At 46.1% G+C, this 26518-nt stretch carries 31 protein-coding genes, 3 pseudogenes and 1 riboswitch; of the genes and pseudogenes, 6 read left to right on the top strand and 28 right to left on the bottom strand.

Annotated elements, in window-relative coordinates; genetic code table 11:
• From GBH70_RS01405 to GBH70_RS01380, 6 genes and pseudogenes are all read right to left on the bottom strand, one after another.
• Positions 1–159: pseudogene (locus tag GBH70_RS01405) on the bottom strand (IS5/IS1182 family transposase); the annotation flags it as partial.
• Between the two features lie 153 nt (positions 160–312).
• The gene (locus tag GBH70_RS01400) at positions 313–1086 is read right to left on the bottom strand and encodes a TPM domain-containing protein (RefSeq protein WP_151679352.1); all 774 of its coding nucleotides are present in this window, start codon (positions 1084–1086) and stop codon (positions 313–315) included.
• Entirely contained in the window at positions 1086–1664 is a 579-nt protein-coding gene (locus tag GBH70_RS01395) for a LemA family protein (protein WP_151679351.1), read from the bottom strand. Before GBH70_RS01395 ends, GBH70_RS01400 begins: the two co-directional genes overlap by 1 nt.
• 187 nt (positions 1665–1851) lie before the next feature.
• Positions 1852–2217, bottom strand: a complete 366-nt coding sequence (gene crcB, locus GBH70_RS01390) for a fluoride efflux transporter CrcB (RefSeq protein ID WP_151679350.1) — start codon at positions 2215–2217, stop codon at positions 1852–1854.
• Positions 2218–2230: 13 nt separating this feature from the next.
• Positions 2231–2644, bottom strand: a complete 414-nt coding sequence (gene crcB / locus GBH70_RS01385) for a fluoride efflux transporter CrcB (protein WP_151679349.1) — start codon at positions 2642–2644, stop codon at positions 2231–2233.
• 81 nt (positions 2645–2725) lie between these two features.
• A riboswitch (Fluoride riboswitch) is annotated at positions 2726–2785 on the bottom strand.
• Between the two features lie 93 nt (positions 2786–2878).
• The gene (locus tag GBH70_RS01380; RefSeq protein WP_151679348.1) at positions 2879–3577 is read right to left on the bottom strand and encodes a VIT1/CCC1 transporter family protein; all 699 of its coding nucleotides are present in this window, start codon (positions 3575–3577) and stop codon (positions 2879–2881) included.
• 237 nt (positions 3578–3814) lie between these two features.
• Here GBH70_RS01380 and GBH70_RS01375 point away from each other — a divergent pair, with 237 nt between their 5' ends.
• The 3 genes from GBH70_RS01375 to pssA all read left to right on the top strand — a co-directional run bounded on the left by GBH70_RS01375 (position 3815) and on the right by pssA (position 6001).
• A complete protein-coding gene (locus GBH70_RS01375; RefSeq protein WP_151679347.1) occupies positions 3815–4726 on the top strand; it encodes a cation diffusion facilitator family transporter in 912 nt (303 codons plus the stop codon).
• A 497-nt stretch (positions 4727–5223) separates the two neighbouring features.
• On the top strand, positions 5224–5364 hold the full coding sequence (locus GBH70_RS01370) for a sporulation histidine kinase inhibitor Sda (RefSeq protein ID WP_151679346.1): 141 nt from the start codon (positions 5224–5226) through the stop codon (positions 5362–5364).
• A gap of 97 nt (positions 5365–5461) precedes the next feature.
• Entirely contained in the window at positions 5462–6001 is a 540-nt protein-coding gene (gene pssA, locus GBH70_RS01365; protein ID WP_371862158.1) for a CDP-diacylglycerol--serine O-phosphatidyltransferase, read from the top strand.
• 49 nt (positions 6002–6050) lie between these two features.
• Here the strand turns inward: pssA and sigK are convergent, their stop codons facing one another.
• From sigK to mtnN, 9 genes are all read right to left on the bottom strand, one after another.
• Complete coding sequence (gene sigK / locus GBH70_RS01360) at positions 6051–6773, bottom strand: RNA polymerase sporulation sigma factor SigK (protein ID WP_151679345.1); 723 nt, start codon at positions 6771–6773, stop codon at positions 6051–6053.
• 186 nt (positions 6774–6959) lie between these two features.
• Complete coding sequence (ahpF, locus tag GBH70_RS01355; protein WP_151679344.1) at positions 6960–8516, bottom strand: alkyl hydroperoxide reductase subunit F; 1557 nt, start codon at positions 8514–8516, stop codon at positions 6960–6962.
• A 13-nt stretch (positions 8517–8529) separates the two neighbouring features.
• Positions 8530–9093 carry an alkyl hydroperoxide reductase subunit C gene (ahpC, locus tag GBH70_RS01350; RefSeq protein ID WP_151679343.1) on the bottom strand — a complete coding sequence of 188 codons (564 nt, stop codon included), beginning with the start codon at positions 9091–9093 and terminating at the stop codon, positions 8530–8532.
• Between the two features lie 432 nt (positions 9094–9525).
• Entirely contained in the window at positions 9526–9630 is a 105-nt protein-coding gene (locus GBH70_RS17725) for a hypothetical protein (protein ID WP_151705813.1), read from the bottom strand.
• Positions 9630–9773 (bottom strand): hypothetical protein, encoded by a 144-nt coding sequence (locus GBH70_RS16600; RefSeq protein ID WP_172967430.1) that lies wholly within the window; start codon positions 9771–9773, stop codon positions 9630–9632. The genes GBH70_RS17725 and GBH70_RS16600 overlap by 1 nt, the downstream gene beginning before the upstream one ends.
• Before the next feature lie 71 nt (positions 9774–9844).
• Positions 9845–10105: a hypothetical protein gene (locus GBH70_RS01340; RefSeq protein ID WP_151679342.1), complete on the bottom strand. Its 261-nt coding sequence runs from the start codon at positions 10103–10105 to the stop codon at positions 9845–9847.
• A complete protein-coding gene (locus GBH70_RS01335; protein WP_253693314.1) occupies positions 10068–10220 on the bottom strand; it encodes a YrzI family small protein in 153 nt (50 codons plus the stop codon). Before GBH70_RS01335 ends, GBH70_RS01340 begins: the two co-directional genes overlap by 38 nt.
• A gap of 459 nt (positions 10221–10679) precedes the next feature.
• Positions 10680–10949 carry a YrhC family protein gene (locus GBH70_RS01330; RefSeq protein ID WP_151679340.1) on the bottom strand — a complete coding sequence of 90 codons (270 nt, stop codon included), beginning with the start codon at positions 10947–10949 and terminating at the stop codon, positions 10680–10682.
• A gap of 100 nt (positions 10950–11049) precedes the next feature.
• Positions 11050–11742, bottom strand: a complete 693-nt coding sequence (mtnN, locus tag GBH70_RS01325) for a 5'-methylthioadenosine/S-adenosylhomocysteine nucleosidase (RefSeq protein ID WP_151679339.1) — start codon at positions 11740–11742, stop codon at positions 11050–11052.
• Between the two features lie 184 nt (positions 11743–11926).
• Here mtnN and GBH70_RS01320 point away from each other — a divergent pair.
• Positions 11927–12563: pseudogene (locus GBH70_RS01320) on the top strand (UPF0236 family transposase-like protein); the annotation flags it as partial.
• Between the two features lie 631 nt (positions 12564–13194).
• Positions 13195–13401, top strand: coding sequence for a YrzA family protein (locus tag GBH70_RS01315; RefSeq protein WP_151679338.1), 207 nt, complete (start codon positions 13195–13197; stop codon positions 13399–13401).
• A gap of 17 nt (positions 13402–13418) precedes the next feature.
• Here the strand turns inward: GBH70_RS01315 and GBH70_RS01310 are convergent, their stop codons facing one another.
• The 12 genes and pseudogenes from GBH70_RS01310 to GBH70_RS01255 all read right to left on the bottom strand — a co-directional run bounded on the left by GBH70_RS01310 (position 13419) and on the right by GBH70_RS01255 (position 23343).
• On the bottom strand, positions 13419–14045 hold the full coding sequence (locus GBH70_RS01310) for a DUF1510 family protein (RefSeq protein WP_253693311.1): 627 nt from the start codon (positions 14043–14045) through the stop codon (positions 13419–13421).
• A 99-nt stretch (positions 14046–14144) separates the two neighbouring features.
• Complete coding sequence (greA, locus tag GBH70_RS01305) at positions 14145–14615, bottom strand: transcription elongation factor GreA (RefSeq protein ID WP_151679336.1); 471 nt, start codon at positions 14613–14615, stop codon at positions 14145–14147.
• A gap of 137 nt (positions 14616–14752) precedes the next feature.
• On the bottom strand, positions 14753–15388 hold the full coding sequence (gene udk / locus GBH70_RS01300) for a uridine kinase (protein ID WP_151679335.1): 636 nt from the start codon (positions 15386–15388) through the stop codon (positions 14753–14755).
• A 7-nt stretch (positions 15389–15395) separates the two neighbouring features.
• Positions 15396–16037, bottom strand: a complete 642-nt coding sequence (locus GBH70_RS01295) for an O-methyltransferase (RefSeq protein ID WP_151679334.1) — start codon at positions 16035–16037, stop codon at positions 15396–15398.
• Between the two features lie 106 nt (positions 16038–16143).
• Positions 16144–17244, bottom strand: a pseudogene (mltG, locus tag GBH70_RS01290) (endolytic transglycosylase MltG).
• A gap of 445 nt (positions 17245–17689) precedes the next feature.
• Complete coding sequence (locus tag GBH70_RS01285; protein WP_151679333.1) at positions 17690–17998, bottom strand: DUF1292 domain-containing protein; 309 nt, start codon at positions 17996–17998, stop codon at positions 17690–17692.
• Between the two features lie 4 nt (positions 17999–18002).
• Positions 18003–18428, bottom strand: a complete 426-nt coding sequence (ruvX, locus tag GBH70_RS01280) for a Holliday junction resolvase RuvX (RefSeq protein WP_151679332.1) — start codon at positions 18426–18428, stop codon at positions 18003–18005.
• Positions 18425–18697, bottom strand: coding sequence for an IreB family regulatory phosphoprotein (locus GBH70_RS01275; RefSeq protein ID WP_151679331.1), 273 nt, complete (start codon positions 18695–18697; stop codon positions 18425–18427). The genes ruvX and GBH70_RS01275 overlap by 4 nt, the downstream gene beginning before the upstream one ends.
• 151 nt (positions 18698–18848) lie before the next feature.
• Positions 18849–21494, bottom strand: a complete 2646-nt coding sequence (alaS, locus tag GBH70_RS01270) for an alanine--tRNA ligase (RefSeq protein WP_151679330.1) — start codon at positions 21492–21494, stop codon at positions 18849–18851.
• A 321-nt stretch (positions 21495–21815) separates the two neighbouring features.
• A complete protein-coding gene (locus GBH70_RS01265; RefSeq protein ID WP_151679329.1) occupies positions 21816–22907 on the bottom strand; it encodes an AI-2E family transporter in 1092 nt (363 codons plus the stop codon).
• Positions 22908–23005: 98 nt separating this feature from the next.
• Positions 23006–23128, bottom strand: a complete 123-nt coding sequence (locus GBH70_RS01260; protein WP_172967433.1) for a DUF3918 family protein — start codon at positions 23126–23128, stop codon at positions 23006–23008.
• Between the two features lie 29 nt (positions 23129–23157).
• Complete coding sequence (locus GBH70_RS01255; protein WP_151679327.1) at positions 23158–23343, bottom strand: YrzR-like zinc ribbon domain; 186 nt, start codon at positions 23341–23343, stop codon at positions 23158–23160.
• Positions 23344–23562: 219 nt separating this feature from the next.
• On the opposite strand from GBH70_RS01255, the gene GBH70_RS01250 reads away from it, so the two are divergent.
• Positions 23563–24000: a YndM family protein gene (locus GBH70_RS01250; protein ID WP_151679326.1), complete on the top strand. Its 438-nt coding sequence runs from the start codon at positions 23563–23565 to the stop codon at positions 23998–24000.
• 83 nt (positions 24001–24083) lie between these two features.
• Here GBH70_RS01250 and recD2 read toward each other — a convergent pair whose 3' ends face one another.
• Positions 24084–26510 (bottom strand): SF1B family DNA helicase RecD2, encoded by a 2427-nt coding sequence (gene recD2 / locus GBH70_RS01245; protein WP_151679325.1) that lies wholly within the window; start codon positions 26508–26510, stop codon positions 24084–24086.
• Between the last annotated feature and the right edge of the window lie 8 nt (positions 26511–26518).

Genomic DNA, 26518 nt, shown 5'->3' with positions numbered 1-26518 from the left:
TAATTTATTCTTAAAGGACTTGGCGTACTTTTCTTCAGCTTTCCACCAAGGAATAACTTCAGCCAGGCGAACCCAGCGATTTTCTTTATTTAATTTTCCGCCGAATGGTAGAAAAAAATCTTCTACGAAAGTTAACTGATATTCCGTTTTTTTGTACATTGAAATGGCCGCCAAGTGCAAGGTTTTTCACGTATCTTCCATAAAATCCTTACACTTTATATTCGACAAAAGTGGCTAAAACCAATGACAAAACCATGAAACTTTTTTCCTTTGACAAAAAAATACACGAAGCGAATTTCCCCGTGTTGAAAGTTACCACCCCCGGCTTGCTCCCCCACCGCCGGAAGAACCGCCGCCGCCTTTGCTGCCTCCCCCTCTCCCCCCGCCGCCATGAAAGAACATCGAGAGGATATTGAGCAGAAAATAAGTCAAAGTGCCGCCGAAAAACTTGAAATCGATCAAAATCAGAACAAGCACCCCGAGGCCGATTAAAACCTGCTTCCAGAACGAAAGCGGGGAAGCCTGATTGGTAGGCGGCGGTTCATACGCCTGCGGTTTTGATTGAATATTTGCATTGTATTCTTTCGCCGTTTCATTGGCCAGTTTTTTATACGTATTGACAACTGCTGCATCTTCCTTGCCTTCTTTCAGATACGGCATCGCGTACTGGTCGAGAATGCGGCCCACTTTTCCGTCCGGGAGCGCACCTTCCAGGCCGTAGCCGACTTCGATTCTGATTTTTTTGTCTTTCACTGCCAATACGATCAGCACGCCATTGTTCATTTTTTTGTCGCCCAGCCCGTACTGGCGGAAAGCTTGATTGGAAAATGTTTCAATTGTCGTATTCTTCCCGATCGTGTCCACGGTCAGAACAGCGACTTGTGCTTTTGTTTTATCATCCAGCTGCCTGCCAAGCGAGATCAGTTTCTGTTTCTGGCTGTCTGTCAGCACACCGGCAAAATCCTGAACATATATGTCCCCAACCGGCTTGGGTATCTTCGGCGCAGCTTTGGCCGGCGGAACGATTGAGAAAACAGCAAACAGACATGTGAAAAAAACGGCTGTAATAAGCGCGCTTCTTTTCATCACTGACCACTGCTGTTCCCAAAATCAACTTTTGGCGCTTCATTCGCGCTTGTTTCTGCTTTAAAGTATTCTTTTTCATGGAAACCGAACAGATTGGCAATAATTGCGCCGGGCATTCTTTTTACCTTTTTGTTATATGTTGCGACGGCGCTGTTGTAATCCTGGCGCGCAACTGCGAGCCGGTTTTCCGTACCGGCAAGTTCATCCATCAGCTGTGTGTAATTTTGGTTTGCTTTCAAATCCGGATAATTTTCCACGACAACCATCAGCCGGCTCAAAGCAGTGTTCAGCTGGTCGTTTGCCGCCGCTTGGTCAGCTGGGGTTTTTGCACCGGCCAATTGTGCACGTGCTTTCGAAATGTCATCAATAACAGCTTTTTCATGCAAAGCGTAGCCTTTGACTGTGTTTACAAGGTTCGGGATCAAGTCCATCCGCCTTTGCAGCTGGTTTTGAATTTGCGAATAAGATTGGTTTACGTTTTCTTCTGCGTTGACAAAACCGTTATAACTTGAAAAAACACCAATAACGAGAATAACCAGGATCGCGGCCACGACCAGCCATGGCATGGATTTTCTCATACATCTTCCTCCTGTTCTTTGTTCGTACGTTCTGCAGAATTGCAAAAGGATACCTGTAAAAACCGAAAATTTTCAAAAGGATATCCTTCACCCTCCGGTTAAAAAAGCAGGCTGCCGGCTAACAAAGTATCATTCCACTGATTGCTTTTCTTATATTATTACGAAGTGACTGTCCAAAAGTTTCATTTCAGGCCAGGAAATCTCCGAGCATGATACCGAGAAACGCCATCGCAATCCCGATTACATAACTGAGTGCCAGGTACGGGATAAGGATACGCCATTGTTTTTCAGCATGCAACTGAATATTTTCAAGTTTAAAAGTGGAAAAGGTCGTAAAAGCCCCCATGAAGCCGGTGCCAAGCAACAGGCGCCATGAACTGCCGGCGCCAAGGCCGAACAGAAGGCCGAGCAGAAAAGAGCCCGACAGGTTAATAAAAAATGTTGCAGCCGGAAATTTTACCGGATAGATCCGTTTGATCAATTGAGAAAGAGAAAACCGGGAAATTGCCCCAAAAAAAGCGCCGATTGCAATAAAAATGCCATTCATGACCATAGAAACATCACCTCTAATTTTCCTGAGTCTGCACCTGATGCGCTTTCGACCGCGCATGCAGTCTAGCCCCGATCTTAAATCCGGCCCACGACATCATGAGGCCGCCGAATAAACTGCAGAAAATATACAGAACAGCATAAATATAAAGCGACTGCTGGAAAAGCTGCACCGTTTCGACGCTAAAAGTCGAGAATGTTGTAAAAGAACCGACAAAGCCGGTGCCGAGTGCGCTCGCAATATATGGATGAACATTTTTTGATTTAAAAATATGCATCGTCAGCCATCCAAGCAGAAAACAGCCGATCATATTAATGCAAAGCGTCGCAAACGGAAAAATCGTATGGACATGCATCCCGATCCAGATTCCTAAATCATAGCGCGCCAATGCACCAAAGATGCCGGCAATGCCTACTAAAACATATAACATACTATCTCCTCCGAAAATATCTTATCGAAAAAGCGCTGCACGCCGCATCAAAAAACTCCTGCCAATATGAAAAGAAGATCCATATCAGCAGGAGTCATCAGCCCGCAGGCGGTTATGGCGAACTCCATCGCCTTATCGTTTGAACAAAGGATGCTAATATTATAGCTTATTTCTCCAAGAAAAGCAAAAATACGTTAAAGACCCTCCCGCCCGGCAGAAGCGGATGGAAAACAGCTATTTTGTCAGCAGTCTTGCAAGCCCGAATGCGGCAGCAGCGGCCAAACCGCCGATAATGACCGTTTCCAGTCCGCTTTTATACGGATGGGAACCTGTAACACGCCCTTTCACCGCCCCGAAAATAAACAGGACAATAAGCGTAATGATAACGGAGACGAGCAACGCCTGTGATGCATGTGTGACAAAAAAATACGGGGAGAGCGGGATTAGGCCGCCGACGATATAAGATAAAGCAATCGTAAAAGCACTTTTTAAACTGCGCCCTTTTTCGGGTTTATCAAGCCCGAGTTCGAATTTCATCATAAAATCAACCCATTTATCCGGATTTTCTGCCATTTTATCGACGATGGCTTCAATATGTTCCGGTTCGAGATCATATTCCTTGAACACGTCGCGAACTTCATCTTTTTCGCGGTCCGGCACTTCTTCCACTTCACGGTATTCCCTTTTTAATTCATTATAGTAATGCTCGGCATCCGATTTTGCCGCCAAATAGCCTCCGAGGCCCATCGCAATGGACCCTGCCGCAATTTCAGCGGCCCCTGCCGCCAAAACGAGCATCGGCGAATCCACTGCGCCGGACAGGCCTGCTGCAAGCGCAAACGGGACTGTCAATCCGTCCGACATACCGATGACGATATCACGAACTGTATCGGATGCCTGAAAATGTTCTTCCACATGTTCGGTATTCGGCATTCCCATCTCTTCCTTTCAATCTTTTTATGTATAAGCCCATCTCCATTTTAACACTTCACAACGGGAAAAACCGACGGAAAATTTGCCGTGTTGTAAAAGTTTCTTTGCAAACGAAGGAGATACGCATATAATGAGTTTATCAACGATTCGGACATTTATTTGGATCCCGCAACTTTTTCGGCTTTGAAACACAGAAAATTGACAATATGAACAGCGCTATGAAAAGGAGTTAATTGCATGTCCAACAGCCATGAACACCATCACCACCACCATCATCCGGCCCGATACGGCAAAGCCTTTGCTGCCGGCATCGGCCTCAATACCGTTTTTATTATCATTGAAGCAGTTTACGGCTTTTTCTCCGATTCCCTTGCCCTGTTGGCTGACGCGGGCCACAATCTGAGCGATGTGCTAGGCCTGATCATTGCCTGGGCAGCCGTTTTGTTGGGAAAAAAGCTTCCAACAAAAAAGCGCACATATGGCTATAAAAAATCATCAATAATGGCGGCGCTTTTGAATGCCATTATCTTGCTCATTGCAGTCGGGGCGATTTTTCTCGAAGCCGTACAACGCTTTGCCCATCCTCAGCCTGTAGCGGGAAAAACAGTCATGATCGTGGCCGTCATTGGAATTGTGATTAACGCGGCAACCGCACTGCTGTTTATGTCGGGACGTGAACACGACTTAAATATCCGCGGCGCATTCCTGCATATGGCTTCCGATGCACTAGTTTCACTCGGCGTCGTCGTTGCCGGCGCCATTATTCTTATTACCGGCTGGGAATGGCTTGACCCGGTTGTCAGCATTCTCATTGCCGCCGTGATCTTTGCCGGAACTTGGGGGCTTTTGCGCGAAGCCGTCGATTTATCGCTTGATGCTGTTCCTGCCGGCATTGATACTGATGAAATCAAAGCCTATTTGGAAAACATGCCGACCGTTTTAAATGTCCACGATTTGCATATTTGGGGCATGAGTACAACGGAAGCAGTGCTGACCGCCCATATCGTCCGCTCTCAAATTGAGGACAACGATGCACTGCTTGAAAAACTGGAAAAAGAACTGCACAACAAATTCGGGATCGAACACACCACGATACAAATTGAAAAAGGCACGTATGCTTGCGGCCTGGCGCCGGATCATAAAGTTTGAGCTGTTAGGGGCTGTTACACTGCAGCCCTTATTTTTTTATGTTTCTAAAGCCGTTTTTGTAATAGAGAAACGGATGAACTGCCTTTATGAAGGACAGTTTGGGCTTTTTTTCTCCTAAATGTCTCTCAGCGCTGCCTTGAAAGACAATTCGCATCCACTTTTATCCCGAAATGCCTTACAAAAGAACATATTTTTGTCCCATACAGCTCTCACCGATGTTAAAAAAGGATTCCGCAAAAATCTTCCTAAAAATTTTTCGACAAATTTCTACTATTCTCTTTTGCTGTGGATAAGATTATACACAGTCCACACAATGGCATGTATAGCTTTTCCTGTATTATAAACAATTTGCCCACAAGTTATAAACATACTTTTGTGGATAAAAGAACGCTTGTTCCATAGGATTGAATTTGGTAAAGTAAGGGTACAAACTCTATATCTAAAAGGATATGCCGGTTGGTAAAAAAATAGAACGTTGATTTTCGGAGGTGGAGCTGATGTTAAAATTGTCAGATGAGCTTTTGATCGAATCATACTATAAAGCAAAGGAACTGAAATTAAGCCCCGAGTTTGTCCGTCTCATTGAAAAGGAAATTGAACGCAGGTCCCTTACACATAAAATTAGAGTGTCGTCTTAACAATCGCCCTTTGTTAAAGGGGCAGTTTTTTTTGTGCTAAAATCCCCCCGGGCGAATATGCATGATGTAAAAGGCAGTAGTGGGGAGGATTGCAGATTTGTGCCTTTATCGGTGGTATTCACGTGTCTTAAAAAAATTCAAAATGCAGGCAGCCAACCTGATGACATTGCTGAACGGCTACCTCGGGGGAACGGCATTGTTCAGCTGTGCCGGAAATAGGCTGGGGTTGGCGGCCGTTTTGATCTTTTTGGCTGCACTTTTCGACATGTTTGATGGAAAACTCGCACGTCGGCTGAAGGTGGAATCCGAATTCGGCAAACAGCTTGATTCGCTCTGCGATGCCGTTTCTTTCGGTGCTGCCCCGGCCGTTCTGATGAATGCGGCGCTGTTCCATCTATACGGTTTTTTCGGCGTGCTTTTTAGTTGCATTTATCTCCTATGCGGGGTGATCCGGCTCGCCTGCTTTAACACAGCGGCACAAAACGGTTATTTTTACGGGTTGCCGATTACCGCTGCCGGTGTGCTTTTGGCTGCAGCAGTCTATGCCATTCCTTATATCCCGCCGTACTGCTTTTTCTTCTGGATATTGCTTTTGTCCGTGCTCATGGTCACACCATTTAAAATGAAAAAAATATGAAAAAGGCGCACTGCCCTGATCCTAAGCAGTGTGCCTTTTTCACTGCAGCTTAACCTTCCGTCCCTTTCTTTTTTTCTTTTTCGAGACGGTAAAATTCGTGGAACATTTTCATGAGGGCACGCTTTTCAATCCGGGACACGTAGCTTCTCGAAATGCCGAGTTCCTTTGCGATTTCGCGCTGCGTTTTTTCTTTTTTTAAATCAAGGCCGAATCTGCCAATAATGACTTCTTTTTCCCGGTCATCCAAAATATCAAAAAATTGCTTCACTTTTTCTAATTCCATATTAAGCTGGATGGTGTCAAATACATCTTCCGCTTCCGATTGCAGCACGTCAATCAAAGAAATTTCATTGCCTTCTTTATCCTGGCCGATCGGGTCGTGCAAGGAAACGTCTTTTTTTGTTTTCTTTAAGGCCCTTAAATGCATCAGGATTTCATTTTCTATACAGCGAGCCGCATAGGTAGCAAGCTTCGTTCCCTTGCTCTCCGAATAGCTCTCGATCGCTTTAATCAGGCCGATGGTCCCGATGGAAATGAGATCTTCGGCATCTTCCCCGGTGTTCTCGAACTTTTTTACGATATGGGCCACCAACCGTAAGTTATGTTCGATCAAAATGTTTCGGGCTTCTGCGTCTCCCTCTGCCATCAATTTTAAATATTTCCGTTCTTCAACGGCCGAGAGGGGCTGCGGAAAAGCATTGTTTTTAACGTACGATACGAAAAAAACTAGCTCCTTCATCAAGTAACCTACCGCTGTTAAGATACCCGTCATAGTTCCACCTCCATTAGGCTACAGCCTATATAGTTCAAACATATGAATTTGGAAGCGGATTTGTGTCTGTCCGGGTGAAAAGGCGGCAAGGTTAATATTGTTCACCATGGTTCCCGGCTTCCGGTAAACGGCACTAAAAAAGCCGCTTAACGACCAAATCACCGTCAAGCGGCTTACAAATATGATTTAGTTATGCACTGCCTGGTCTGTTTTAGCTTCCCGAATAAGGTAATCAAACGCGCCGAGGGCAGCCGTAGCGCCTGACCCCATAGAAATGATAATTTGCTTATACGCACTGTTCGTGCAGTCGCCTGCAGCAAATACGCCCGGGACACTAGTAGCGCCGAGCTTGTCCACAACAATTTCGCCTCTCGGGGTGCGTTCAACCGTATCCCCCAACCATTCGGTATTCGGGACAAGGCCGATTTGGACGAACACACCTTCCAGCTCAATGTGGTGTTCTTTGCCCGTGCCACGATCAATGTACGTGATGCCATTCACTTTATCCGTCCCGGTAATCTCTTTTGTTTGCGCATTTTTAATTATCGTGACATTCGGCAGGCTGTACAGGCGTTCAAGAAGTACGCCGTCAGCCTTCAGCTCCGGCATAAATTCAATCACCGTGACATGTTTGACAACACCGGCAAGGTCAATAGCCGCTTCAACACCGGAGTTACCTCCGCCGATGACAGCGACATGTTTTCCGGCGAATAACGGACCGTCACAGTGCGGGCAGTAGGCCACGCCTTTGTTCTTGAACTCTGCTTCACCCGGTACGCCTATGTTGCGCCAGCGGGCACCCAAAGCAAGAATAACGGTTTTGCTCTTCAGAACAGCACCGTTTTCAAGTTCGACTTCGATCATGTCTTTCTTTTCCAAACGTTTGGCGTGTTGCAAATTCATGATATCCACGTCATACTGTTTGACATGTTCTTCAAGGTTTGCTGCAAGTTTAGGGCCTTCCGTATATTTGACACCGATATAATTTTCGATGCCCAATGTTTCCAGAATCTGTCCGCCAAAACGTTCAGCGACAATGCCAGTACGGATGCCCTTACGCGCAGCATAAATAGCCGCACTTGCCCCTGCAGGCCCGCCGCCGACAACAAGCACATCGAAAGGATCCTTATTTTCAAACTCGGACTTATCCGGAGCGCTGCCGATCTTGGCAAGGATTTCTTCCACTTCCATGCGCCCGCTTTCGAAAAATTCACCGTTCAGGAAAATGGACGGAACTGCCATAATGCCCTTGCTTTCTGCCTCTTCTTTGAATGCAGCGCCATCAATCATTGTATGTGTAATGTTCGGGTTCAGAACGCTCATGACGTTTAGCGCCTGTACAACAACAGGGCAGTTTTGGCATGTCAAGCTGACATACGTTTCAAAATGGTATTCACCTTTAATATTTTTAATTTGATCAATGACCCTCTGATCCAATTTTGGAGGACGGCCGCTGACCTGCAGCAGCGCCAGTACCAATGAAGTAAACTCATGCCCCAATGGAACGCCGGCAAAAGTGATGCCGGTATCTTCGCCCGGACGGTTTACACTGAAGCTCGGCGTCCTTTCCAATCGGGCTTTTTGCACCTTGATCCTGGGCGACATTGCAGCCAATTCATTCACCAGATCCAGCATGTTGCGGGATGCTTCATCGGAGCCGGCGCTCACTTTGAGCAGGACATCGCCCTCCATCATTTGCAGGTACTGGGCTAATTGTGCTTTAATTTCTTCATCTAATATCATATGATCAAGCTCCTCAAATCTTGCCAACAAGATCAAGGCTTGGTTTCAGTGTTTCAGCACCTTCCTGCCATTTTGCCGGGCAAACTTCGCCAGGATGTTGACGGACATATTGTGCCGCTTTCACTTTATTGATCCATGTGCTGGCATCGCGGCCGATACCGTCAGCATTAATTTCAACCGCTTGAACAACGCCGTCCGGATCGATGAGGAAAGTACCGCGGTCGGCAAGGCCGGCTTCTTCATTTAATATATCGAAAATGCGGCAAATTTTTTGCGAAGGGTCGCCGATCATAAAGTATTCAATTTTACCGACTGCTTCTGAATGGTCATGCCATGCTTTGTGTACATAATGAGTATCTGTTGAAACAGAATATACTTCAACACCAAGGTCTTTCAGAGCCGGATATTGTTCTTGGAGGTCTTCAAGTTCGGTTGGGCAAACAAATGAGAAGTCTGCAGGATAGAAGCATACGATGCTCCATTTACCTTTAAAGTTTTGTTCGGTAACTTCTACAAACTCACCGTTATGAAATGCTTGTGCTGTGAATGGTTCAACTTGTTTTCCGATAAGAGACATGTTTCATTCCTCCTATTAATGTTTTGATATATGATTTGCTTGCTTAGTATTCACATTAAAGTTTCTAAGCAAACAATAATCATTTTAATTCTATATAAATTATTATATGGAATTAATTTTTTGTCAAGCAATAACACCCGGTTTTCTCTTGAGCAATTTTATCGTTTCCGGAATCCGGCTGAAATAGTCATAAACCAACGATTTTTATATTTGTAATATTGCATTTTGGGCATTTTTGCTGACGTCTACTCTGTTGAATTGAAAAATAAGCCTGGTAATTGAAATTCTGGAAAAATGACCGCTTGTCTATCATTCTCCAATTGAAAATATTTTTCAATTGATAAACCATCATGTATTTGCTTTTTCCGCAATCATTGCAACTATCGGGATCCTTCCCTATAAAAAAGAGGCCCGGTAATTTCCCCAAATCCTTCAAGGCTGCTGCAATTTGCTTACAACTTTTTTGATGAATCCATCCGCTGAAAAACTTTCTGCATCAATGATTGGACAGGGTTCAGACGCATTTTCTATTCCCACTACATTGTCGTTTCCGCCGGTTCCGACATAACAGTCACACCTTGCGCATTTTCCTCATTCTGAAATGCTTTCTCGTCATAACCTTTTTCGTAGAGCTCATCCATTGCATTTGTTAGAGATTCTTCGACACCGATCAGAGACATTCTTTCCACCACCCTTGAAACGCTCCCTTTTTTTGTATGCTTTAAATACAATACGGCTTTTCCCTGCATATTTAGAAAAAGCTGATGGCCAAGGCCATCAGCTTTTCTTTTTCCGCCAGTGGAAAACGGCGGTGAAGATGAAAATGTGCAAAAACATTCCGCCACCCCCTGCAAATAGATTTAGCTAGGTGGAGTCTTTCTCTATCAAGATAAAGTGCAAGCGTTTTGTATACCAGGGCATGATTGCTGGAATCATAGGATCTTTCTCCTTTCTTGTGGAAGTTTTTCCATCCATTAGAAATTCCTGATTTGAAATTCGGCGCGTTTTGCACTTATTTCCTCGTACAGCCTGAAAACTTCTTCATCATGTTGCCTTTGTTCCCGAGTCTTTTTTATCCGCTTGATCGTGACAGTGACAAATATTAAATTCAACGTCAATTTCCCCACCTCCTTTAAGGCGCAAAAAAACCGCAGGAAGAAACGCGCCTGCGGTTTTCCGAAAAAAGCAAAAAGCCGCAGGAATCGTCAACATTGCTTCCTGCGGTTACGCGGCCGAGATTCAAATCATGTGCAAACCTAAACCGTTAAGGAGCGAATGTTGAACATGTTCAGCTGTAAAATAAGACATCAGCACTGGATAAATCATGTTCTACAACCTCCTTAAGAAATGAATTTGCTTACATAGGAAAGTATATCCAATTCCTGCCGGTTTGTAAACCGTATATTTGCAATAAAATAAAAAAGGCTGAAACCCTTGTATACAGGACGGCAATGTGCGATTTTTCACTTATAATGAGGGTAAATAGAAGAAAACTAGGAGGGGATGTACGGTGAAAAAGTTGCTCTTGTACACAGTGTACGTACCGACAATATCCGTCCAAATACAAAGGCACGGCCTTCTCCAACTTATTTGCGGTTGTATTTCCGATGGAGTAGTTGCATGCCTTCTTCGCTTTTCATCAGGCGCTGGTAATACATGCGCGAGATGGTGAAAAACAATGCAGAGATGGCAACGAGAGCGGCGGATGCGACCAATAAAATTTTTGTCCCGAGTTCGGATTTCCCTTCGATCGGCATCACGGCGCCCAAATATAAAAAGCCTGTCACAGCAAGCAGAATAATCCCAAACAACTTAAAATCCACCATTTTTCCGTACAAGGCCTTCGCTTTCTCCACTCGTCTTCATCCTTTCTATTAATCTGCTATACCTACTTTATCACAGATTAAACTTAAAAAAGACAAGTAATTGAAGGAAGGGAAGAAAAAACATGGATAATTACAGTTTCTCCACAATGCCCATGACAAGGTTTGCCGAGTTCACAGCCGCGGTTTCAAGATATTCTTCAAAAGAAATATTGGACTCCTGTCCGGCAATATCAGAAAGTGAACGGATGATAACAAAAGGCGTATTAAATTGATAGGCAACCTGCCCGACCGCAACGGCTTCCATCTCAACCGCCTGCACGTCTGGAAAAGCTTTTTTGACAGCTGCGACTTTTTCCGGGTCATCCATAAACGAATCGCCTGTTGCGATTAGCCCTGTTACGACTTGAATGCCGGAAAGTTTCTCCGCACACGCTTCCGCAACCTTTACCAAATTCCTGTCTGCCAAAAATGCAGGCGGCATTTGCGGCACCTGCCCGTATTCATACCCGAAAACGGTCGCATCCACATCATGGTGGCGCACTTCCGTCGAAATGACGACATCTCCGACACGCAGGGAAGGGTTGGAACCGCCCGCAGAGCCCGTGTTAATCACCACATCCGGCGCATACTTTTGCAGCAGGATGCCGGTGGACAGCGCGGCATTCACTTTTCCGATTCCTGAGCGGAGCAGGACGACATCTTTTCCTTTCATTTTCCCTGTTGTATATTCATAGCCGGCGATGGTTTCGGCGTGGCGCCCTTTAATCTGCCCCCTTAAAAGCGCCACTTCTTCTTCCATTGCCCCGATAATCCCAATCTTCATATGCCTACCTCTTTCGCAAAAATTTTCACTTCCCATTATAAAGCAAAAATCGGGATGTTTGTATGTGTAAAATTTTTCTCGGGGATTAAAGTGTGGGAAAAAATAGGGAAACACTTTATCATTGAAATGTACGCTGGTAGGCGAGTACATCTAGAGACAGGCCTTTCCATGGAAAATATTAACAGGGTATACAGCAGAGAGGTTCCAAACAGCTTTTCACAGTCGGAGTTTCCGGTACTCAACCAACTGGATGCATACCATGTCGCACAAGCCTTAGTGAGGACATTCAGGGGCGGAAAAAGTGAAATATAAAAGACCACGATTTAGAGAAGTTCACACTGTATTTAGACACCTATGAAAGCACATTGGTGGATGAGAAGCATCTCAAAAAAGTCAAGGAGTTCCGTACTTATATCCCAAAGAACTGGGACCGCATTTTTGACTGGAGAGAGAAAGTGGAAAATGTGCCGGTCGGTGCCAGAGGGCTGGGGGCGATAGAATCCAACCAAAGGCACATCTCATTCCGGATGAAAAAACGGGGGATGCATTGGAGCAAAGTAGGCGGAGAAGCCATGGTAAAAATTAAACAAGGAATGCTCAACCGGACATTAAGAAATGCTTATCTGAAACACCAAACAAGAAAGCAGCGTGAAATGAAACAAACTGTAAGATACGCCCAACTATTAAAACAGCCAACACGCCCATCAATCGGGGCAAAACAGGGATCTATAAGCCTGTATATGAGCATTCAATCAACAATAGGGAATTTAAGCAAGATTTTTAGGTTGTCATATCTTCACCTGGATAAGGGGCAGTCCTAACATCCTATAAAAAGCTGAGGATATATAATGATCGCTAATTTCTGAGACTCCTGCGGGAAAAGCGAGCAAGAAGAGACCCAGTGTGCTTGAGGAACGAGCAAGGAGGCTCGCGACGCTTGCGGAAAGCGAGTAAATTTCGCGATCATCAAAAAGGGGTACCCCATATGCACGGTTTAAAGGCTTTTTGGATTGCCCTTATCCAGGGAAACAAGCAAAGTGCGGTAGCCAAAAGCGTACAAAAAGTGTTCACCGGAGGAACAGCCTACGGGTTAGAAGGTCGGGCAAAAACCTGAGGACGCAGACTTTTTAAGTAGTCAAAGCTACAGAGTGTTCTCAACGTTAAACCAAATGATCCTAAGACCATTATCTAGGAACATCACGAAACGCCCAAGTCCCAAATTGATGTTTTCGGGGCTCGCCCCGAAAACATCAAAGATTCACTTGTCAAAGAACAATCATTCAATTGGAAATTGACTCATTTAATAGGATCGAAACTTATTATACGAGTGTGTCTGGAAATTACTGATTTTTAAACGATGTCGAGAAAAGCTTGACACATAGGGATGTTAATACGGGTTGCTAAAAAATTTCGTTCTGGTACGATGGATTTGGTGAAAGGAGTGTATTGAATATGGAATTCCAACTTGATATCATTGAGGATAAAATAGAATTTTTCGAATCGGACAGCCTCCGGGACCTGGAGAAAAAAGTAAATGAAAAAATCGAAGCCAATAAAGCTTTGATGCTGCGCGTATCATCCGCCTCGCACCAAATGCAGTTCGATGCGAACGGCAGGCCCCATTATTCGGCCGTTGTCCATTTTGCGCTGAAAAAATAAGCGGTGACAGATCCCGCTTATTTTTTATCATTCTCAATCAGTTCATATATTTTTACCGGTTTCCAGCCTTTGCCGTCCACCCATGTTAAATAAACGCGGTAGGTAGTCGGGCTGTTTTTCGCGGAAACAGTCCCGATCGCTTCATCCGTTGTCGCCCCGTGTTCCAAAAACCAGACCGTCATATTATCTTCCGGAATACCGGTTGCGTAAGACAATGCCTTTAATTTTTCTTTCCAATCAATCGAAGACGAGCTGCTTGAATAAACATGCCCGCCCGTTTGTTCCGTCCCGACCGGTTTCCAGCTTGAATCGGTAATGACTTCTTTTACATTCGGTTCACTGCTTTTTACCACTTTCCGGGTTGACTGTTTTTTATCTGATTTTTCCGCTGTTTTTTTCTTGGAAGAATCAGTTGATGATGTTTGTTTATGAGCCGAAGCAGCATTCGTTGTGGCCGCCTTTTTTTGATCGTTTGCCGGTTTGCTGTTGTCGCTCCCGGCGAAAAAAATGGAGTAGGCGACAATACAAATCAGCGCGATCACGATCACAATTAATGTGTTTAAAATCATATTGGTTTTGCGCCGCTTTGACTTTTGCATGGCAAGTTTCCGTTCTTCACGGCTGTAATATTCAGGCAAAGTCATCCCTCCATTTCATGACCTTATCATACCATGTCTTTTTGGAATCGAAAAGATTCACCTATTGAAAAACGGCGAAGCAATGCCCCGCCGCATAAAAATCCTTTATTTAATGGAAATGATTTTTACTCTCATATCCCCGCCGGGCGTCTGGACGGTGACTTCTTCCCCGACGCTTTTCCCGATTAAGCTTTTCGCAATTGGGGAATCATTTGAAATTTTTCCTTCAAACGGGTCGGCTTCCGCGCTCCCGACAATCGTATACGTTTCCTCTTCCCCGTCCGGCAGTTCCACAAATGTGACAGATTTTCCGAGAGATACGGTATCTGTGCCGTCATCTTCAATAATTTTTGCGTTGCGGATCATATTTTCGATCGTCGTGATACGGCCTTCCACAAAAGCCTGTTCTTCTTTTGCGGAATCGTACTCAGAGTTTTCAGAAAGGTCTCCGAAACTTCTTGCAATTTTAATCCGCTCCACGACTTCTTTCCGTTTTACCGTTTTCAAATATTCCAATTCCTGCTCTAATTTTTCTTTCCCAGCCTGTGTCATTGGATAAACTTTTTCCTGAGCCAAATCCCTTCACTCCTATATGTCTTATTTATCAATATGTGTATGCACGCGGCGATTCGCACAAAGCCCCGTCCTTTTCCATGTGGTTTAGCGCGCCGAAACCATTCCGGCGCGCTAAACTTGTATTCTAAATCATCGTATTACAAAAAAGACTTTTGTTCAAGAATGGATTGCAATTTTGTCACCACCAAATCGATTGCGACGCGGTTCTGTCCGCCTTCCGGGATGATGACATCCGCATACCTTTTTGTCGGCTCAATGAACTGGTTGTGCATCGGCCTGACAACGGTGATATACTGCTCAATAACAGATTGCAGCGTCCGCCCCCGCTCTTCGATATCGCGCTGCAGCCGCCGGATAATCCGCAAATCGGCGTCGGTATCGACATACAATTTGATATCCATTAAGTTGCGCAATCTTTCGTCTTCCAATACCAAAATGCCTTCCAAAATGATGACATCTTTTGGTTCGACATGGATCGTGCGGTTTGAACGCGTGTGCCTCGAATAATCATAAACAGGTTTTTCGATCGGCTCGTAGCGGAGCAGCTTATGCAAATGTTCGATCAACAAGTCATTGTCGAACGCAAACGGATGGTCATAATTCGTTTTCAATCTTTCTTCGAACGGGAGATGGCTTTGGTCCTTGTAGTAATAATCCTGTTCAAGCACCAAGATCGAATGTTCTTTTAAGCTTTCGTAAATCGCGCGGGTGACGCTCGTCTTTCCCGAACCGGAGCCCCCGGCAACACCGATCACGGCCGGTTTGCGTTCCATGCTTCCTTCACCTCTTTACACTGACTGCCAATCCATCTCCAACGGGGAAAATCGTGGTGATAAATTGTTCATGTTGCATTAACCATTCGTTGTACTGCCTGATTTTCCGGACAAGATTGTTAACCTGTTTCTTTTCGATGAACGTTTCCGCAACGAGGCCCTTAAAAAGCACATTATCGGTGTAAACACATCCGTTTTCGCGTAAGAACGGGGTGTACGTATCAAAAAATTTCCGGTACTGCCCTTTGGCCGCATCAATAAAAATGGCGCCATACGGACCGAGCGCCCGGACTTGTTCAATGATCTCCCCGTCAAGCGCATCCCCATTTAATAGGCGGATTCGCCCGGATAAAGGCGTACGGGAAAAATAATCAGAAGCTTGATCATACCGCCCTTTCTCCCGTTCAATCGTAATGATTTCCGCATCCGGCAGCGCATCCGCCATCCTGAGTGCCGAATATCCGATCGCCGTTCCGATTTCAAGGATTTTTCGCGGCTGCTGGATTCTTAACACTTGGCAAAGCGTTTCGATGCCAAGCGGCTCCATAATCGGAATATGCTGTTCTTTCGCGAATCGTTCCATTTCTTCAAAGAGTGCATTTTTTTTACGAAAAAGCGATTGAATGTATGCTTCGACCGGGCTGTTCATCCCTTGAACCCCCGGAAAAAATTCGTTCCTTCCATATCGTTCTCCTAACTGCCATGCAAAATTCCGCTTATTATCGTAGCATATTTTCCCTGGGAAAGCGAACCTTTTATGGTTTTGCCTTCGCAATATATTTTTCTTTCAAAGCATTATGTTCTTTGAGCGTTTTTGCAAAATAGACCTTTCCTGTTTTGATATTTGCCAAGAAATAGAGGTAATCGGTTTTTTCAGGATTCAACGCAGCTTTAATCGATTGTTCCCCGGGGCTTGCAATAGGGCCTGGCGGCAGCCCTTTATGCCTGTAAGTGTTATATGGTGAATTTACCCGCAAATCTTTATACGTAACTTTTTCTTTATGCCGGTTGAGCGCATACAACACAGTCGGATCCGTCTGAAGCGGCATGTTTTACTTTAATCGGTTGTAAAAAACGCTTGAAATTTTCTCCCTGTCCGCTTTTTCGGTCGCTTCTTCCTCGATGAGTGATGCCATGGTAAGAAGCCTGTGCGGGGTTAAATGCTTTTTTGCCGTTTGTTCCGCGTACTTGGCAAGAACTTCATTCGTTTTCGCCACCATGCTTTCCAATACCGCGTCAAGTGTCACATCTTGATTATAAAAAGAATAGGTTGCCGGAAAAAAATACCCTTCAAGCGGATGTTTGATTTGCTTGTTTAAAATATCCTTTGTCAAAAGACCCGGATATTTTTTCATCAATCTCTGGATAAATTTCGGGTCATCCGCTTTTTGTAAAACGGTTTTGGAACTGAAAGAACTATGTTTGCTGATGATGCCGGCAATCTGGTTCAGGTTGGCCCCCTCTGGCACTGTAAACCGGATTGCAGCGATCCCGCCTTTTTGCAGGCTGCGGATAATTTCATCCATCCCCATCGACGGGGCCATTTTGTATGTGCCCGCCTTGAAACCGGACTGATTATGGGATTTGGCATATATCGCGAACACATAGCCGTTTTGAATAATGCCGTGTTTTTTTAAGATTTGCCCGATATCTTTTACGTTAGAGCCCGGCGGGATGGTAACCAGCTTTGTTTTATGGTTTTGGGGATCTGCCGGTTTCAAAGCTGACTGGTAATAAAGGCCCGTCCCGCCGAACAAAAGAACGGCAATCAGCACAATACCTGCTGTAATGGATATTTTCGGTTTTTGCCTGATCTTTTGGATCAGCCATTGAAACGGATTTTTGTTTCCGTCCAAAACAGAACCTTCCTCTCATAAAGAAAAATCTGAAGTTTAGGTAGTCATTTTCGACTTTTTTCTTGTCCATTATACTACATTTTTCGTCAAGTTTTATTTCATTTTCTTTTCAAATGGCCGTTTCCAACTGCACGGGTTCACCCATTACAAACCAAAAAATGCACAGTGCATTATAATGGAAAAGGCGGTTTTTTTGCATTTTCTCTGTATATGACTCGTTGATGATCGCGAAATTCACGAGACTCCTGCGGGAAAAGCGAGCAAGAAGAGACCCAGTGTGCTTGAGGGACGAGCGAGGAGGCTCGCGACGCGTGCGGAAAGCGAGTGAATTTTTCGATCATCAACATTCTTGGATAACGGGATAACATTACCTTACATAAAAAAAGGGGGTGCCCCCTGGTCAATCTACCGACTTTTGGGACACCCCCATTTTTCAATCCAAATATTATTCTTCCTCTTCTTCGGCGAGGAAAGTATTAAGCATTTCCTCGATCATATCCCATTCTTCTTCGGTTTCGATTGGCTGGAGGTCGCCTTCCGTGCCGTCTTCCCTTTCAACATAAGCAGATGCGTGGATCTCGATGCTTTCGTCCTCATCTTCTTCCGCCCCGACTGGATAATACAGGACGTAAGATTTTCCGAACTCTTCGGATTCAAATGTGAAAAGTACCTCGTACAATTGCTCATTGCCGTCATCATCTACAACCGTAATATGCTGATGTCCTTCATGATCATGTTCATGGTTATGCGCCATTTCGTCACCTCATTATATTTTGGCTGTCAAGGAATCCTTGCAGAATTACGCTTGCTGCCATTTTATCGATTACTTTTTTCCTTTTCTTTCTGCTGACATCGGCTTCCAGTAATATTCTTTCCGCCGCCATTGTGCTTAAACGTTCGTCCCACAAAATAACAGGCAGGTTCAGCCGCTTTTTTAATTCTTCGGCATATGCTTTTGACGCCTCTGCCCTCGGGCCGATCGTATTGTTCATATTTTTCGGGAATCCGACGACAATTTTTTCAACGCCGTGGATGTTGGCCAGTTCCGCAACCCTGTCGAAACCAAACTTCCCTTTTTCTTCGTCAATGGTGATCGTCTCAATGCCCTGGGCCGTCCATCCCAGTTCATCGCTGACCGCCACACCGACAGTTTTGGAACCAACGTCAAGGCCCATGATTTTCAATTCGATCCCCCGCGATGCTGTTTCAAATAAGATTTCACCAATTCCTCAATAATTTCGTCCCGCTCCAGTTTACGGATCATATTGCGGGCATCCTGATGGCGCGGGATATAAGCCGGATCGCCTGACAATAAGTAGCCGACAATCTGGTTGATCGGGTTGTAGCCTTTTTCCTGCAATGCGTTGTATACATGCAGCAAAACTTCCTTTACCTCATGTTCCATCGGTTCTTCCGGGAAATTAAATCTCATCGTTTTATCGAATGAGCTCATCAAGCAGCACCTCTCTTATAGAGCTTGGCTTTGTTTGCATGAAAAAATGCGGTTTACACTAGTTTCGAAGGTGCATTTCCGTTTTCCGTCCAAAAACTTTTTTCGTGTAAACAACAGGCTTTTTTCCATTGTACACTACTTTTCGCGCGAATCAAACGGATTTTACCCATTCGTCTACAAATTGTAATGCAGCATCGATTTTTTCCGGCTGTTTTCCGCCCGCTTGCGCCATATCCGGACGGCCGCCGCCGCCCCCGCCGCAACGCGATGCCATTTCTTTGACAAGTTTCCCGGCATGGTAACCTTTCTCTACGAGATCTTTTGTCACGCCCGCAATGATATTCACTTTGCCTTCGTGGGCGGCAGCGAGAACGATAATGCCGCTTCCCAGCTTCTGTTTCAAATCATCGGCCATGTTCCGCAATTGGTTCATATCCCCATCCTGGACTTTCGCAGCCAGCACTTTGACTCCGTCCACTTCTTTCGCGCGATCCACCAGCGAACCCGCTTCAATGTTGGCGAGTTTTGTGGACAGAGATTCATTTTCACGCTGCAGTTCTTTCAGTTCATGCAGGAGCGTATCAATGCGTCCGCCCAGCTCAGCCGGTTTTACTTTCAATTTACCGCTTACTTCTTTTAAAAGATGGATCTGGCCCTGCATCAGCTCGTATGCAGCCTTCCCGGTGACCGCTTCAATCCGCCTTGTGCCGGCGCCGATCCCGGATTCGGACACGATTTTGAACAACCCGATTTGGGCTGTGTTGGAAACGTGGCAGCCGCCGCAAAGTTCAAGGCTGTAGCCGCCCATCGCAACAACGCGGACAATATCGCCGTATTTCTCGCCGAACAATGCCATTGCGCCCATTGCCTTTGCTTCGTCCAGCTTTTTCAATTCAGTTGTCACCGGCAGGCTTGCCCAAATTTTTTCATTCACAATTGTTTCGATTTTTTCCAGTTCTTCTTCCGTCACCTGGCCGAAATGTGAGAAGTCAAAACGCAGGCGCCCCGGTTCAACGAGCGATCCGGCCTGGTTGACATGCTTGCCGAGCACATCTTTTAATGCCTGGTGCAAAAGGTGCGTTGCGGAATGGTTCTTTTCCGTATTGCGCCGTTCCGCTTCATTTACTTGCGCAAATACTTCCTGGCCGGCTGTGATCGTTCCGGAGATGACAACACCTTGGTGCAGATTTTGCCCGTTCGGAGCTTTTTGCACATTTTTAACTTGGACTTCCAAGTCTTCAGCCGTTAAAATTCCTTCATCCGCAATCTGGCCCCCGCTTTCGGCATAAAACGGCGTTTTGTCCAAAATAAACTGGATTTCATCGCCTGCCTGTGCAGATTCAACGATTTCTCCGCCTTTCAGGAGCACAGCCACATGCGCCGTTCCCTGCAATTGGCCGTAACCGATAAATTCGCTTTCTACCTTGATATCGCCGAGCACGCCTCCCTGCACGGACATCGACTCTGCTTGTGAGCGGGCATTTCGTGCACGTTCGCGTTGCCGTTCCATTTCTCTTTCAAAACCTTCATGGTCGACTTCAAGGCCCTGATCCTGCGCATATTCTTCTGTCAGCTCAACCGGGAATCCATATGTGTCGTACAGGCGGAAAATGTCTTCGCCCGGAAGTTGTTTTAAGCCGTTTTTCTTCGCTTCCGCAAGGCGTTCTTCTAAAATAGCCAGGCCTTCGTTCAGCGTTTCCTGGAAGCGTTCTTCTTCGGAGCGGACCACCTTTTGCACAAAGTCGGCGTTTTTCTCGACTTCCGGATAATAGGAGTTCATGATGCGGCCGACCGTCGGCACAAGCTTGTACATAAATGCCCCGTGGATATCCAATTGGATAGCATAACGGACCGCCCGGCGCAAAAGCCTTCGCAACACATACCCGCGGCCTTCATTCGACGGCAGCGCCCCGTCCGCAACCGCAAACGCAACCGTGCGGATATGGTCGGCGATCACTTTAAAGGCCGTATCGTCCTGCTTGTTGCCGGCCCGGTATTTTTTGCCTGAAATTTTTTCGACTTTTTCGATAATCGGCATAAACAAGTCACTGTCATAGTTCGTGTCGACACCCTGAAGCACGCAAGCCATACGCTCAAGCCCCATACCGGTATCAATGTTTTTCTTCGGCAGTTCAGGATACTCGCTGCGCGGAATCCCAGGAATTGCATTGAACTGGGAAAGCACGATATTCCAAATTTCGATATACCGGTCATTCTCTATGTCTTCCTGCAGCAACCTGATGCCTACGTTTTCAGGATCGTATTTTTCCCCGCGGTCAAAGAAAATTTCCGTGTCCGGTCCGGATGGGCCTTCGCCGATTTCCCAGAAATTTCCTTCCAACGGAATAATATGGTCCGGAGATACCCCAACTTTGATCCAGCAGTCATACGAATCCTTGTCGTCCGGATATACGGTCACATACAGCTTTTCTTTCGGCATACCAAACCATTTTTCCGAGGTTAAAAGTTCCCACGCCCAGGTAATGGCTTCTTCTCGGAAATAATCCCCGATCGAAAAATTCCCGAGCATTTCAAAAAACGTATGGTGGCGCGCCGTTTTCCCGACATTTTCAATATCGTTTGTGCGGATTGCTTTTTGCGCGTTCACAATACGTGGATTTTCCGGGATGATCGTCCCGTCAAAATATTTTTTTAAGGTCGCCACGCCGCTGTTGATCCAAAGCAGTGACGGGTCATTGACAGGGATCAGGGAAGCGCTTGGTTCCACTTTATGCCCTTTTCCTTTAAAAAACTCCAAAAACATGCTGCGGATTTCAGCACTTGATCTTTTTTTCATGCAAAAACCTCCTTACAATGATGAAAACCGAAAACCGCCCGGACGCAAAAAAGCCCCCATCCCGGACAGGGACGAGAGGCTTGCTCGCGGTACCACCCTGATTAAAGGCAATAAACGCCTTTCTCTTTGGGTGCCGGTAACGGGGCAAAACGGCAGGGTTTGGCTGCACTCCAGATTAGCCTTCTGTTATCCTTCATTTGGAATTTCTTTCAGCCGCGGAAATTCCTCTCTGGGCCGCAAATAGCGGTTTAAAATGGACTATAACATACTCGATCTTTCTTCGATTTTCGATATTCAGCTATATCCGCATTATAAAAAAGATCATTCCAATTTGTCAACTTCGTTTGCGCTTTCGACCATAAGCAAATGTTTGCGGGCGTGGATGACGGCCACTTTCATGATCGCAAGCGCCGGCACCGCAAGGATCAGGCCGGCTATCCCGCCAATTTCTTCGCCGACGATTAAAGCAATAATGATAAAAAGCGGATGGAGGTGCAGCGATTTTCCGACGATAAAAGGCGACAAAATATTGCTTTCAATAAATTGAAGGACAAATACGATTACCAGCACATAGACCACATATTTCAGTGAAATGGTCGCTGCGATCACTGAAACGGGGATGGCGCCTAAAATCGGCCCGAAGTACGGAATCACATTTGTAACTCCGATGATGATGCCGAGTAAAATCGGATACTTAATCCCAAGGATGGCAAAGGCCACAAAAGAAAGAAAGCCGATGATCAGGCAGTCAAGCAGCTGCCCGCGGATATAGCCGCCGATCGACCGGTCGACATCGCGAAGAAAGCTGAGGGCGGATTGCCGCCATTTTTTCGGCGTCAAGGCCAACGCCGCTTTTTTCACATGTTCAAAATCTTTCAGCAGATAAAAGGAAATAAAAGGGATCACCGCAAGCGCGATCGCATAATTCAACAGTTTCATCAGCACATTGATGGCGTTGGAGACGTTTTCCGTAAGCCATAATTCAAACCGCTCGATCCGTTCGTCGATCTGGTCCTGGAGCCCGTCCGGCCAGTGTTTCATCGAAGTTTGCAAGTAAGCGACCCCGTCCCTGTACTGGTCGGCAAACTGTGGGATATGTTCGGACAGGTCGTTCATTTGCGCGATGACAAGCGGCAGCCCCCTGTAGACGCCGTAAGCGATGCCGCCGAAAAAAAGCAGATAAATGATCAAAATCGCCAACCCTCTTGGCAACCCGTTTTGATGCAGAAATTCGACGAGCGGATGGAGGATGTAGGCGATAAAACTGCCGATCAATAACGGCACGCATACGGTCGCGGCCACATGCAATACGGGCGCCCAGAAAGGCTTGAGCAAAAGCAGTACATACAAAATGATCAAGATCAATAACAGCCACAACAATTTATAAAGCCATTCCCTGCGGATCCGGTGCATAAAAAAACCTCCCTCTTTCAAGTTTTTGCGAAAGCGGGAAGTTTATGAACGCTTTTTCAGGAAAAGGCCGCCGGTTGATCAGCCGGCGGCCCAAAATTTTAGCGGAAAGCCTTGCGCATCCTTCTTGCTATTTTCCGCATTTGCCTGCCGTTCATCATGCCTCTTTTGGCCATCGAAGCGGTGGCTATGCCTGCGCCAAACCCGAGTACAGTCATCATCATTCTGTTCAATCTTTCCACACCCCTTCTGTTCAGCTTAGCTTGCGCGTTTCATCGTCAAACAAATCGTCCAAAGAACTCAAAGTGCCGTCTTCTTCCACCTGATGGGTATGAATCATGTTTTTCGCAACCGATAACTCTATAAAGCAGTTCCAGCAATAATACTGGTTGATGCCGATCTTTCCGATGTCTTTGCTTTGGCAATTCGGGCATTTCATGGTAAGCACCTCGCTTTTTCCATGGCGGCTTTAATCCGCCCTTTTTGCCTACCAATATGCCCATTTTTTCCAAAAAACATACATGCCGATTGTCACGGCATTTATAGTTTGCTTGTTCTGCCTTTAAACATGCGGGAAAACAATTTCCATCTGTTTTAGTATGCATATCTTTTCCGGCCGCACAAAAAATAGAAGAAACAAAAGCAGGAAGTGAAATACATGAAAAATGCAAAACCACTTGCCATTAAAATCGCCGGACATTTTATCCTTTTATATTTGGTGCTCGGCCTTGCATTCAGCATTTCCTTTGCCGGCGTACTGTGCACCGCGCTCATTCTTGGTTTGATTTCCTATTTTCTGGCCGACTTGGGCCTGCTTCCGCAAACCAATGAATGGTTTACACTTCTTAGCGACTTCGGCCTTGCTTTTTCTGTCATTTGGGGGCTGAGCCGGTTTTTTGCCCATAACAGTCTGCCCGGCCTGGCCGTTTCCATCGCTGCCGCTGTTGTCATCAGTGTCTTTGAACATTTTTACCACCAATATTTGGCCGACTATGTGCTTGTTAAACGAACGCCACGAAGGAGCGGAACGGCAAATCTCCAGTACGGGATGGAAAGCTCGGAAGAAATCAGCCCGGAAATGCGGAAAAAGAGATAAAAACAACAGGGATGATGAAAGCCGTTTTACATGTTCACATAAAAGCAGCGGGAACCGTTGAACAGATAATCCCGCCACTTTTTCTATTCAGCTGTCTCCGGTTCTGTCCCGCCTTCAGCAGCCAACACGTAAGGGGTAATGCCTTCCATACCGATCATCGGGTCCACTTTGCCCCAGTTCTCCTCCGTTAAGTAAAGGATTTCCCCCGCCGCTTCTGGATTTGTTACTGCCTGTTTGATTGTACCCAGTTTTTCGCACAGCGTTGTCTTCCGCTTTTGGTCGTCCTCCCTTTCCACGCCCATCCGGAAAGCCGATTCCTCTCCAAGCAAAATCAAAATCTTTTTGCTTCTCGTAATCGCGGTATAGAGCAGATTTCTGCGCAGCATCCGGTAATAACTGCGCACAACCGGCAAAATCACGACCGGAAACTCGCTCCCCTGTGATTTATGGATGGAACAACAGTAGGCAAGCGTGATCTGGTTGAGATCCGGCCTTGTATATGTCACTTCAATGCCATCAAAAGAGACAATCACCATGTCCTGTTTCTCGGTATTTTCTTTTGCCGTAAAAATTGAAACAATTTCACCGATGTCGCCGTTGTACACCTGATGCTCAGGCTTGTTCACAAGCTGCAGCACTTTATCGCCGATCCGGTATACGACATCGCCATACTTCAGTTCTTTACGGGCGCCATTTTCATTCGGGTTAAAAATATTTTGTAAAAGGCCGTTCAAACGGTCGATCCCGGCCGGCCCCCTGTACATTGGGGCGAGCACCTGGATGTCTTTCGCCGTGTAGCCTTTCCGTTTCGCGCTTTGCACCACTTTTTCAACCGCTTCCGGAATCTGGCCGGACGAGCAGCGGATAAACGAGCGGTCCGGCTGCATTTGCATGACATTCTCCGGCATTCGGCCATTTTTGACATGGTGGGCAAGTTCAATAATGGATGAGCCGTCTTTTTGCCGGTAAATGTCCGTAAGCCGCACCGTCGGGATGACGCCCGATATTAACAGATCTTTCAGCACCTGTCCCGGCCCGACAGACGGGAGCTGGTCTTCATCCCCAACCATAATCACCTGGATCTGGTCAGGCAGCGCTTTTAACAGCTGGTTCGCAAGCCATGTATCAACCATCGACATTTCATCGATGATCAAGAGTTTCCCTTCCACTTGCCGTTCTTCCCGATCATCCATATCCTCCTGGCCGGTCATGCCGAGCAAACGGTGGATCGTCATTGCTGGCAGCCCGGTCGACTCCGACATCCTTTTGGCGGCCCTTCCCGTCGGTGCCGCGAGCAAAATCGGGAAAACCTCGTCTTTTTTGTACGTTTTCGGGTCGAGCGAAATACCGTGGAGTTCCCCGTACAGCTCAACAATGCCTTTAATGACCGTCGTTTTCCCGGTGCCCGGCCCGCCGGTTAAAATCATCATCGGGCTCATCAGCGCTTTTTGGATCGCTTCTTTTTGTGACGGCGCATATTCGACGCCAATCCGTTCTTCCAGCTCGCCGAGGGCAAGCAGAAATTCGGATTCCGGAAATTGATCTTCGTACTCTGTTTGTGACATGATGCGCTCAATATTGGAGGCAATGCCTTTTTCTGAGAAATAAAGCGACGGAAGGTACACTTTATCGCCTTCAATGACGACCTTGCTTTCCTCCTCGAGTTTTAAGAGTTCAGTCTCAACGGAGTCAAGGGGGATCTCAACATTTTGATATTCTTCCAAAAGCGCTTTTACATCCCGTGCCAGTTCTTCTTTATTGACGTACACATGCCCGTTTTGCATGCTTTCCATTTCAAGCGTATAGCGGCAGCCGGCCTGGATGCGGTGCGGATGCGTTCCGCTGATACCAATCTGCCTGCCGAGTTCATCGGCGCGCCCGAACCCGATACCATCGATATCATCTACAAGCCGGTACGGATTTTGTGCAATGATCTCAAGCGCCTGATCCTGGTAAACCTGATAGATGCGCATCGCGATTTGCGGGCCGAAGCCGTACTGCGCCAGCCCGATCATAACACGCTCAAGCCCCTGGTTTTCGACTAATGTATCATGGATCAGCTGCGCTTTGTCCGCAGCGAGTTTTGGAACTTGATCGAGGACGGACGGATCTTCCAGAATTTTGCTGATCGCATTTTCCCCGAGCGCCTCGACAATCCGTTCCGCCGTTTTCTTGCCGATACCATTAAACAAATCGCTTGAAAGGTACTCGACGACGCCCTGCTTTGTATTAGGGATTTCTTTTTGGAAGCGGTCCGCATGGAACTGAAGGCCGAATTTCGGGTGTTCCTGCATTTTTCCGAAGAACGTGTATGTCTCCTGCTCGTGGATGCGCGGAAAATAACCGGTAATCACCGTTTCCTTTTCTTCCAGTTCAACGTTTGTCTCTTCAATCCGCACGCGAATGACCGAATACAAATTTTGCTCGTTGTGGAATATGGTGACGAGATGCTTCCCTTTTATAAATTTTTCCTGGTCCTGGAATAAATCCATCGCATGCTGTTTTTCCAATTCAACCA

It is taken from the genome of Weizmannia acidilactici (assembly GCF_008974225.1).
Classification (GTDB): domain Bacteria; phylum Bacillota; class Bacilli; order Bacillales; family Bacillaceae_C; genus Weizmannia; species Weizmannia acidilactici.
The sequence above is the reverse complement of the archived record's forward strand: the minus strand, read 5'-3'. Positions and strand labels throughout refer to the sequence as shown.

What these genes read in the sequence shown, in the direction of transcription:
- GBH70_RS16600 (WP_172967430.1), bottom strand. Translation starts at nt 9,773, where the DNA reads ATGTCTCTGATCGGTGTCGAAGAATCTCTAACAAATGCAATGGATGAG.
- GBH70_RS01260 (WP_172967433.1), bottom strand. Translation starts at nt 23,128, where the DNA reads ATGATGATGACTGTACTCGGGTTTGGCGCAGGCATAGCCACCGCTTCG.
- ahpC (WP_151679343.1), bottom strand. Translation starts at nt 9,093, where the DNA reads ATGTCTCTTATCGGAAAACAAGTTGAACCATTCACAGCACAAGCATTT.
- crcB (WP_151679349.1), bottom strand. Translation starts at nt 2,644, where the DNA reads ATGTTATATGTTTTAGTAGGCATTGCCGGCATCTTTGGTGCATTGGCG.
- GBH70_RS01315 (WP_151679338.1), top strand. Translation starts at nt 13,195, where the DNA reads ATGGAATTCCAACTTGATATCATTGAGGATAAAATAGAATTTTTCGAA.
- GBH70_RS01285 (WP_151679333.1), bottom strand. Translation starts at nt 17,998, where the DNA reads ATGGCGCATAACCATGAACATGATCATGAAGGACATCAGCATATTACG.
- GBH70_RS01400 (WP_151679352.1), bottom strand. Translation starts at nt 1,086, where the DNA reads ATGAAAAGAAGCGCGCTTATTACAGCCGTTTTTTTCACATGTCTGTTT.
- GBH70_RS01375 (WP_151679347.1), top strand. Translation starts at nt 3,815, where the DNA reads ATGTCCAACAGCCATGAACACCATCACCACCACCATCATCCGGCCCGA.
- GBH70_RS01370 (WP_151679346.1), top strand. Translation starts at nt 5,224, where the DNA reads ATGTTAAAATTGTCAGATGAGCTTTTGATCGAATCATACTATAAAGCA.
- GBH70_RS01395 (WP_151679351.1), bottom strand. Translation starts at nt 1,664, where the DNA reads ATGAGAAAATCCATGCCATGGCTGGTCGTGGCCGCGATCCTGGTTATT.
- GBH70_RS01250 (WP_151679326.1), top strand. Translation starts at nt 23,563, where the DNA reads ATGAAAAATGCAAAACCACTTGCCATTAAAATCGCCGGACATTTTATC.
- GBH70_RS01275 (WP_151679331.1), bottom strand. Translation starts at nt 18,697, where the DNA reads ATGAGCTCATTCGATAAAACGATGAGATTTAATTTCCCGGAAGAACCG.
- alaS (WP_151679330.1), bottom strand. Translation starts at nt 21,494, where the DNA reads ATGAAAAAAAGATCAAGTGCTGAAATCCGCAGCATGTTTTTGGAGTTT.
- GBH70_RS01310 (WP_253693311.1), bottom strand. Translation starts at nt 14,045, where the DNA reads ATGACTTTGCCTGAATATTACAGCCGTGAAGAACGGAAACTTGCCATG.
- udk (WP_151679335.1), bottom strand. Translation starts at nt 15,388, where the DNA reads ATGGAACGCAAACCGGCCGTGATCGGTGTTGCCGGGGGCTCCGGTTCG.
- GBH70_RS01380 (WP_151679348.1), bottom strand. Translation starts at nt 3,577, where the DNA reads ATGCCGAATACCGAACATGTGGAAGAACATTTTCAGGCATCCGATACA.
- ahpF (WP_151679344.1), bottom strand. Translation starts at nt 8,516, where the DNA reads ATGATATTAGATGAAGAAATTAAAGCACAATTAGCCCAGTACCTGCAA.
- GBH70_RS01265 (WP_151679329.1), bottom strand. Translation starts at nt 22,907, where the DNA reads ATGCACCGGATCCGCAGGGAATGGCTTTATAAATTGTTGTGGCTGTTA.
- sigK (WP_151679345.1), bottom strand. Translation starts at nt 6,773, where the DNA reads ATGACGGGTATCTTAACAGCGGTAGGTTACTTGATGAAGGAGCTAGTT.
- GBH70_RS01255 (WP_151679327.1), bottom strand. Translation starts at nt 23,343, where the DNA reads ATGAAATGCCCGAATTGCCAAAGCAAAGACATCGGAAAGATCGGCATC.
- mtnN (WP_151679339.1), bottom strand. Translation starts at nt 11,742, where the DNA reads ATGAAGATTGGGATTATCGGGGCAATGGAAGAAGAAGTGGCGCTTTTA.
- GBH70_RS01295 (WP_151679334.1), bottom strand. Translation starts at nt 16,037, where the DNA reads ATGAACAGCCCGGTCGAAGCATACATTCAATCGCTTTTTCGTAAAAAA.
- crcB (WP_151679350.1), bottom strand. Translation starts at nt 2,217, where the DNA reads ATGGTCATGAATGGCATTTTTATTGCAATCGGCGCTTTTTTTGGGGCA.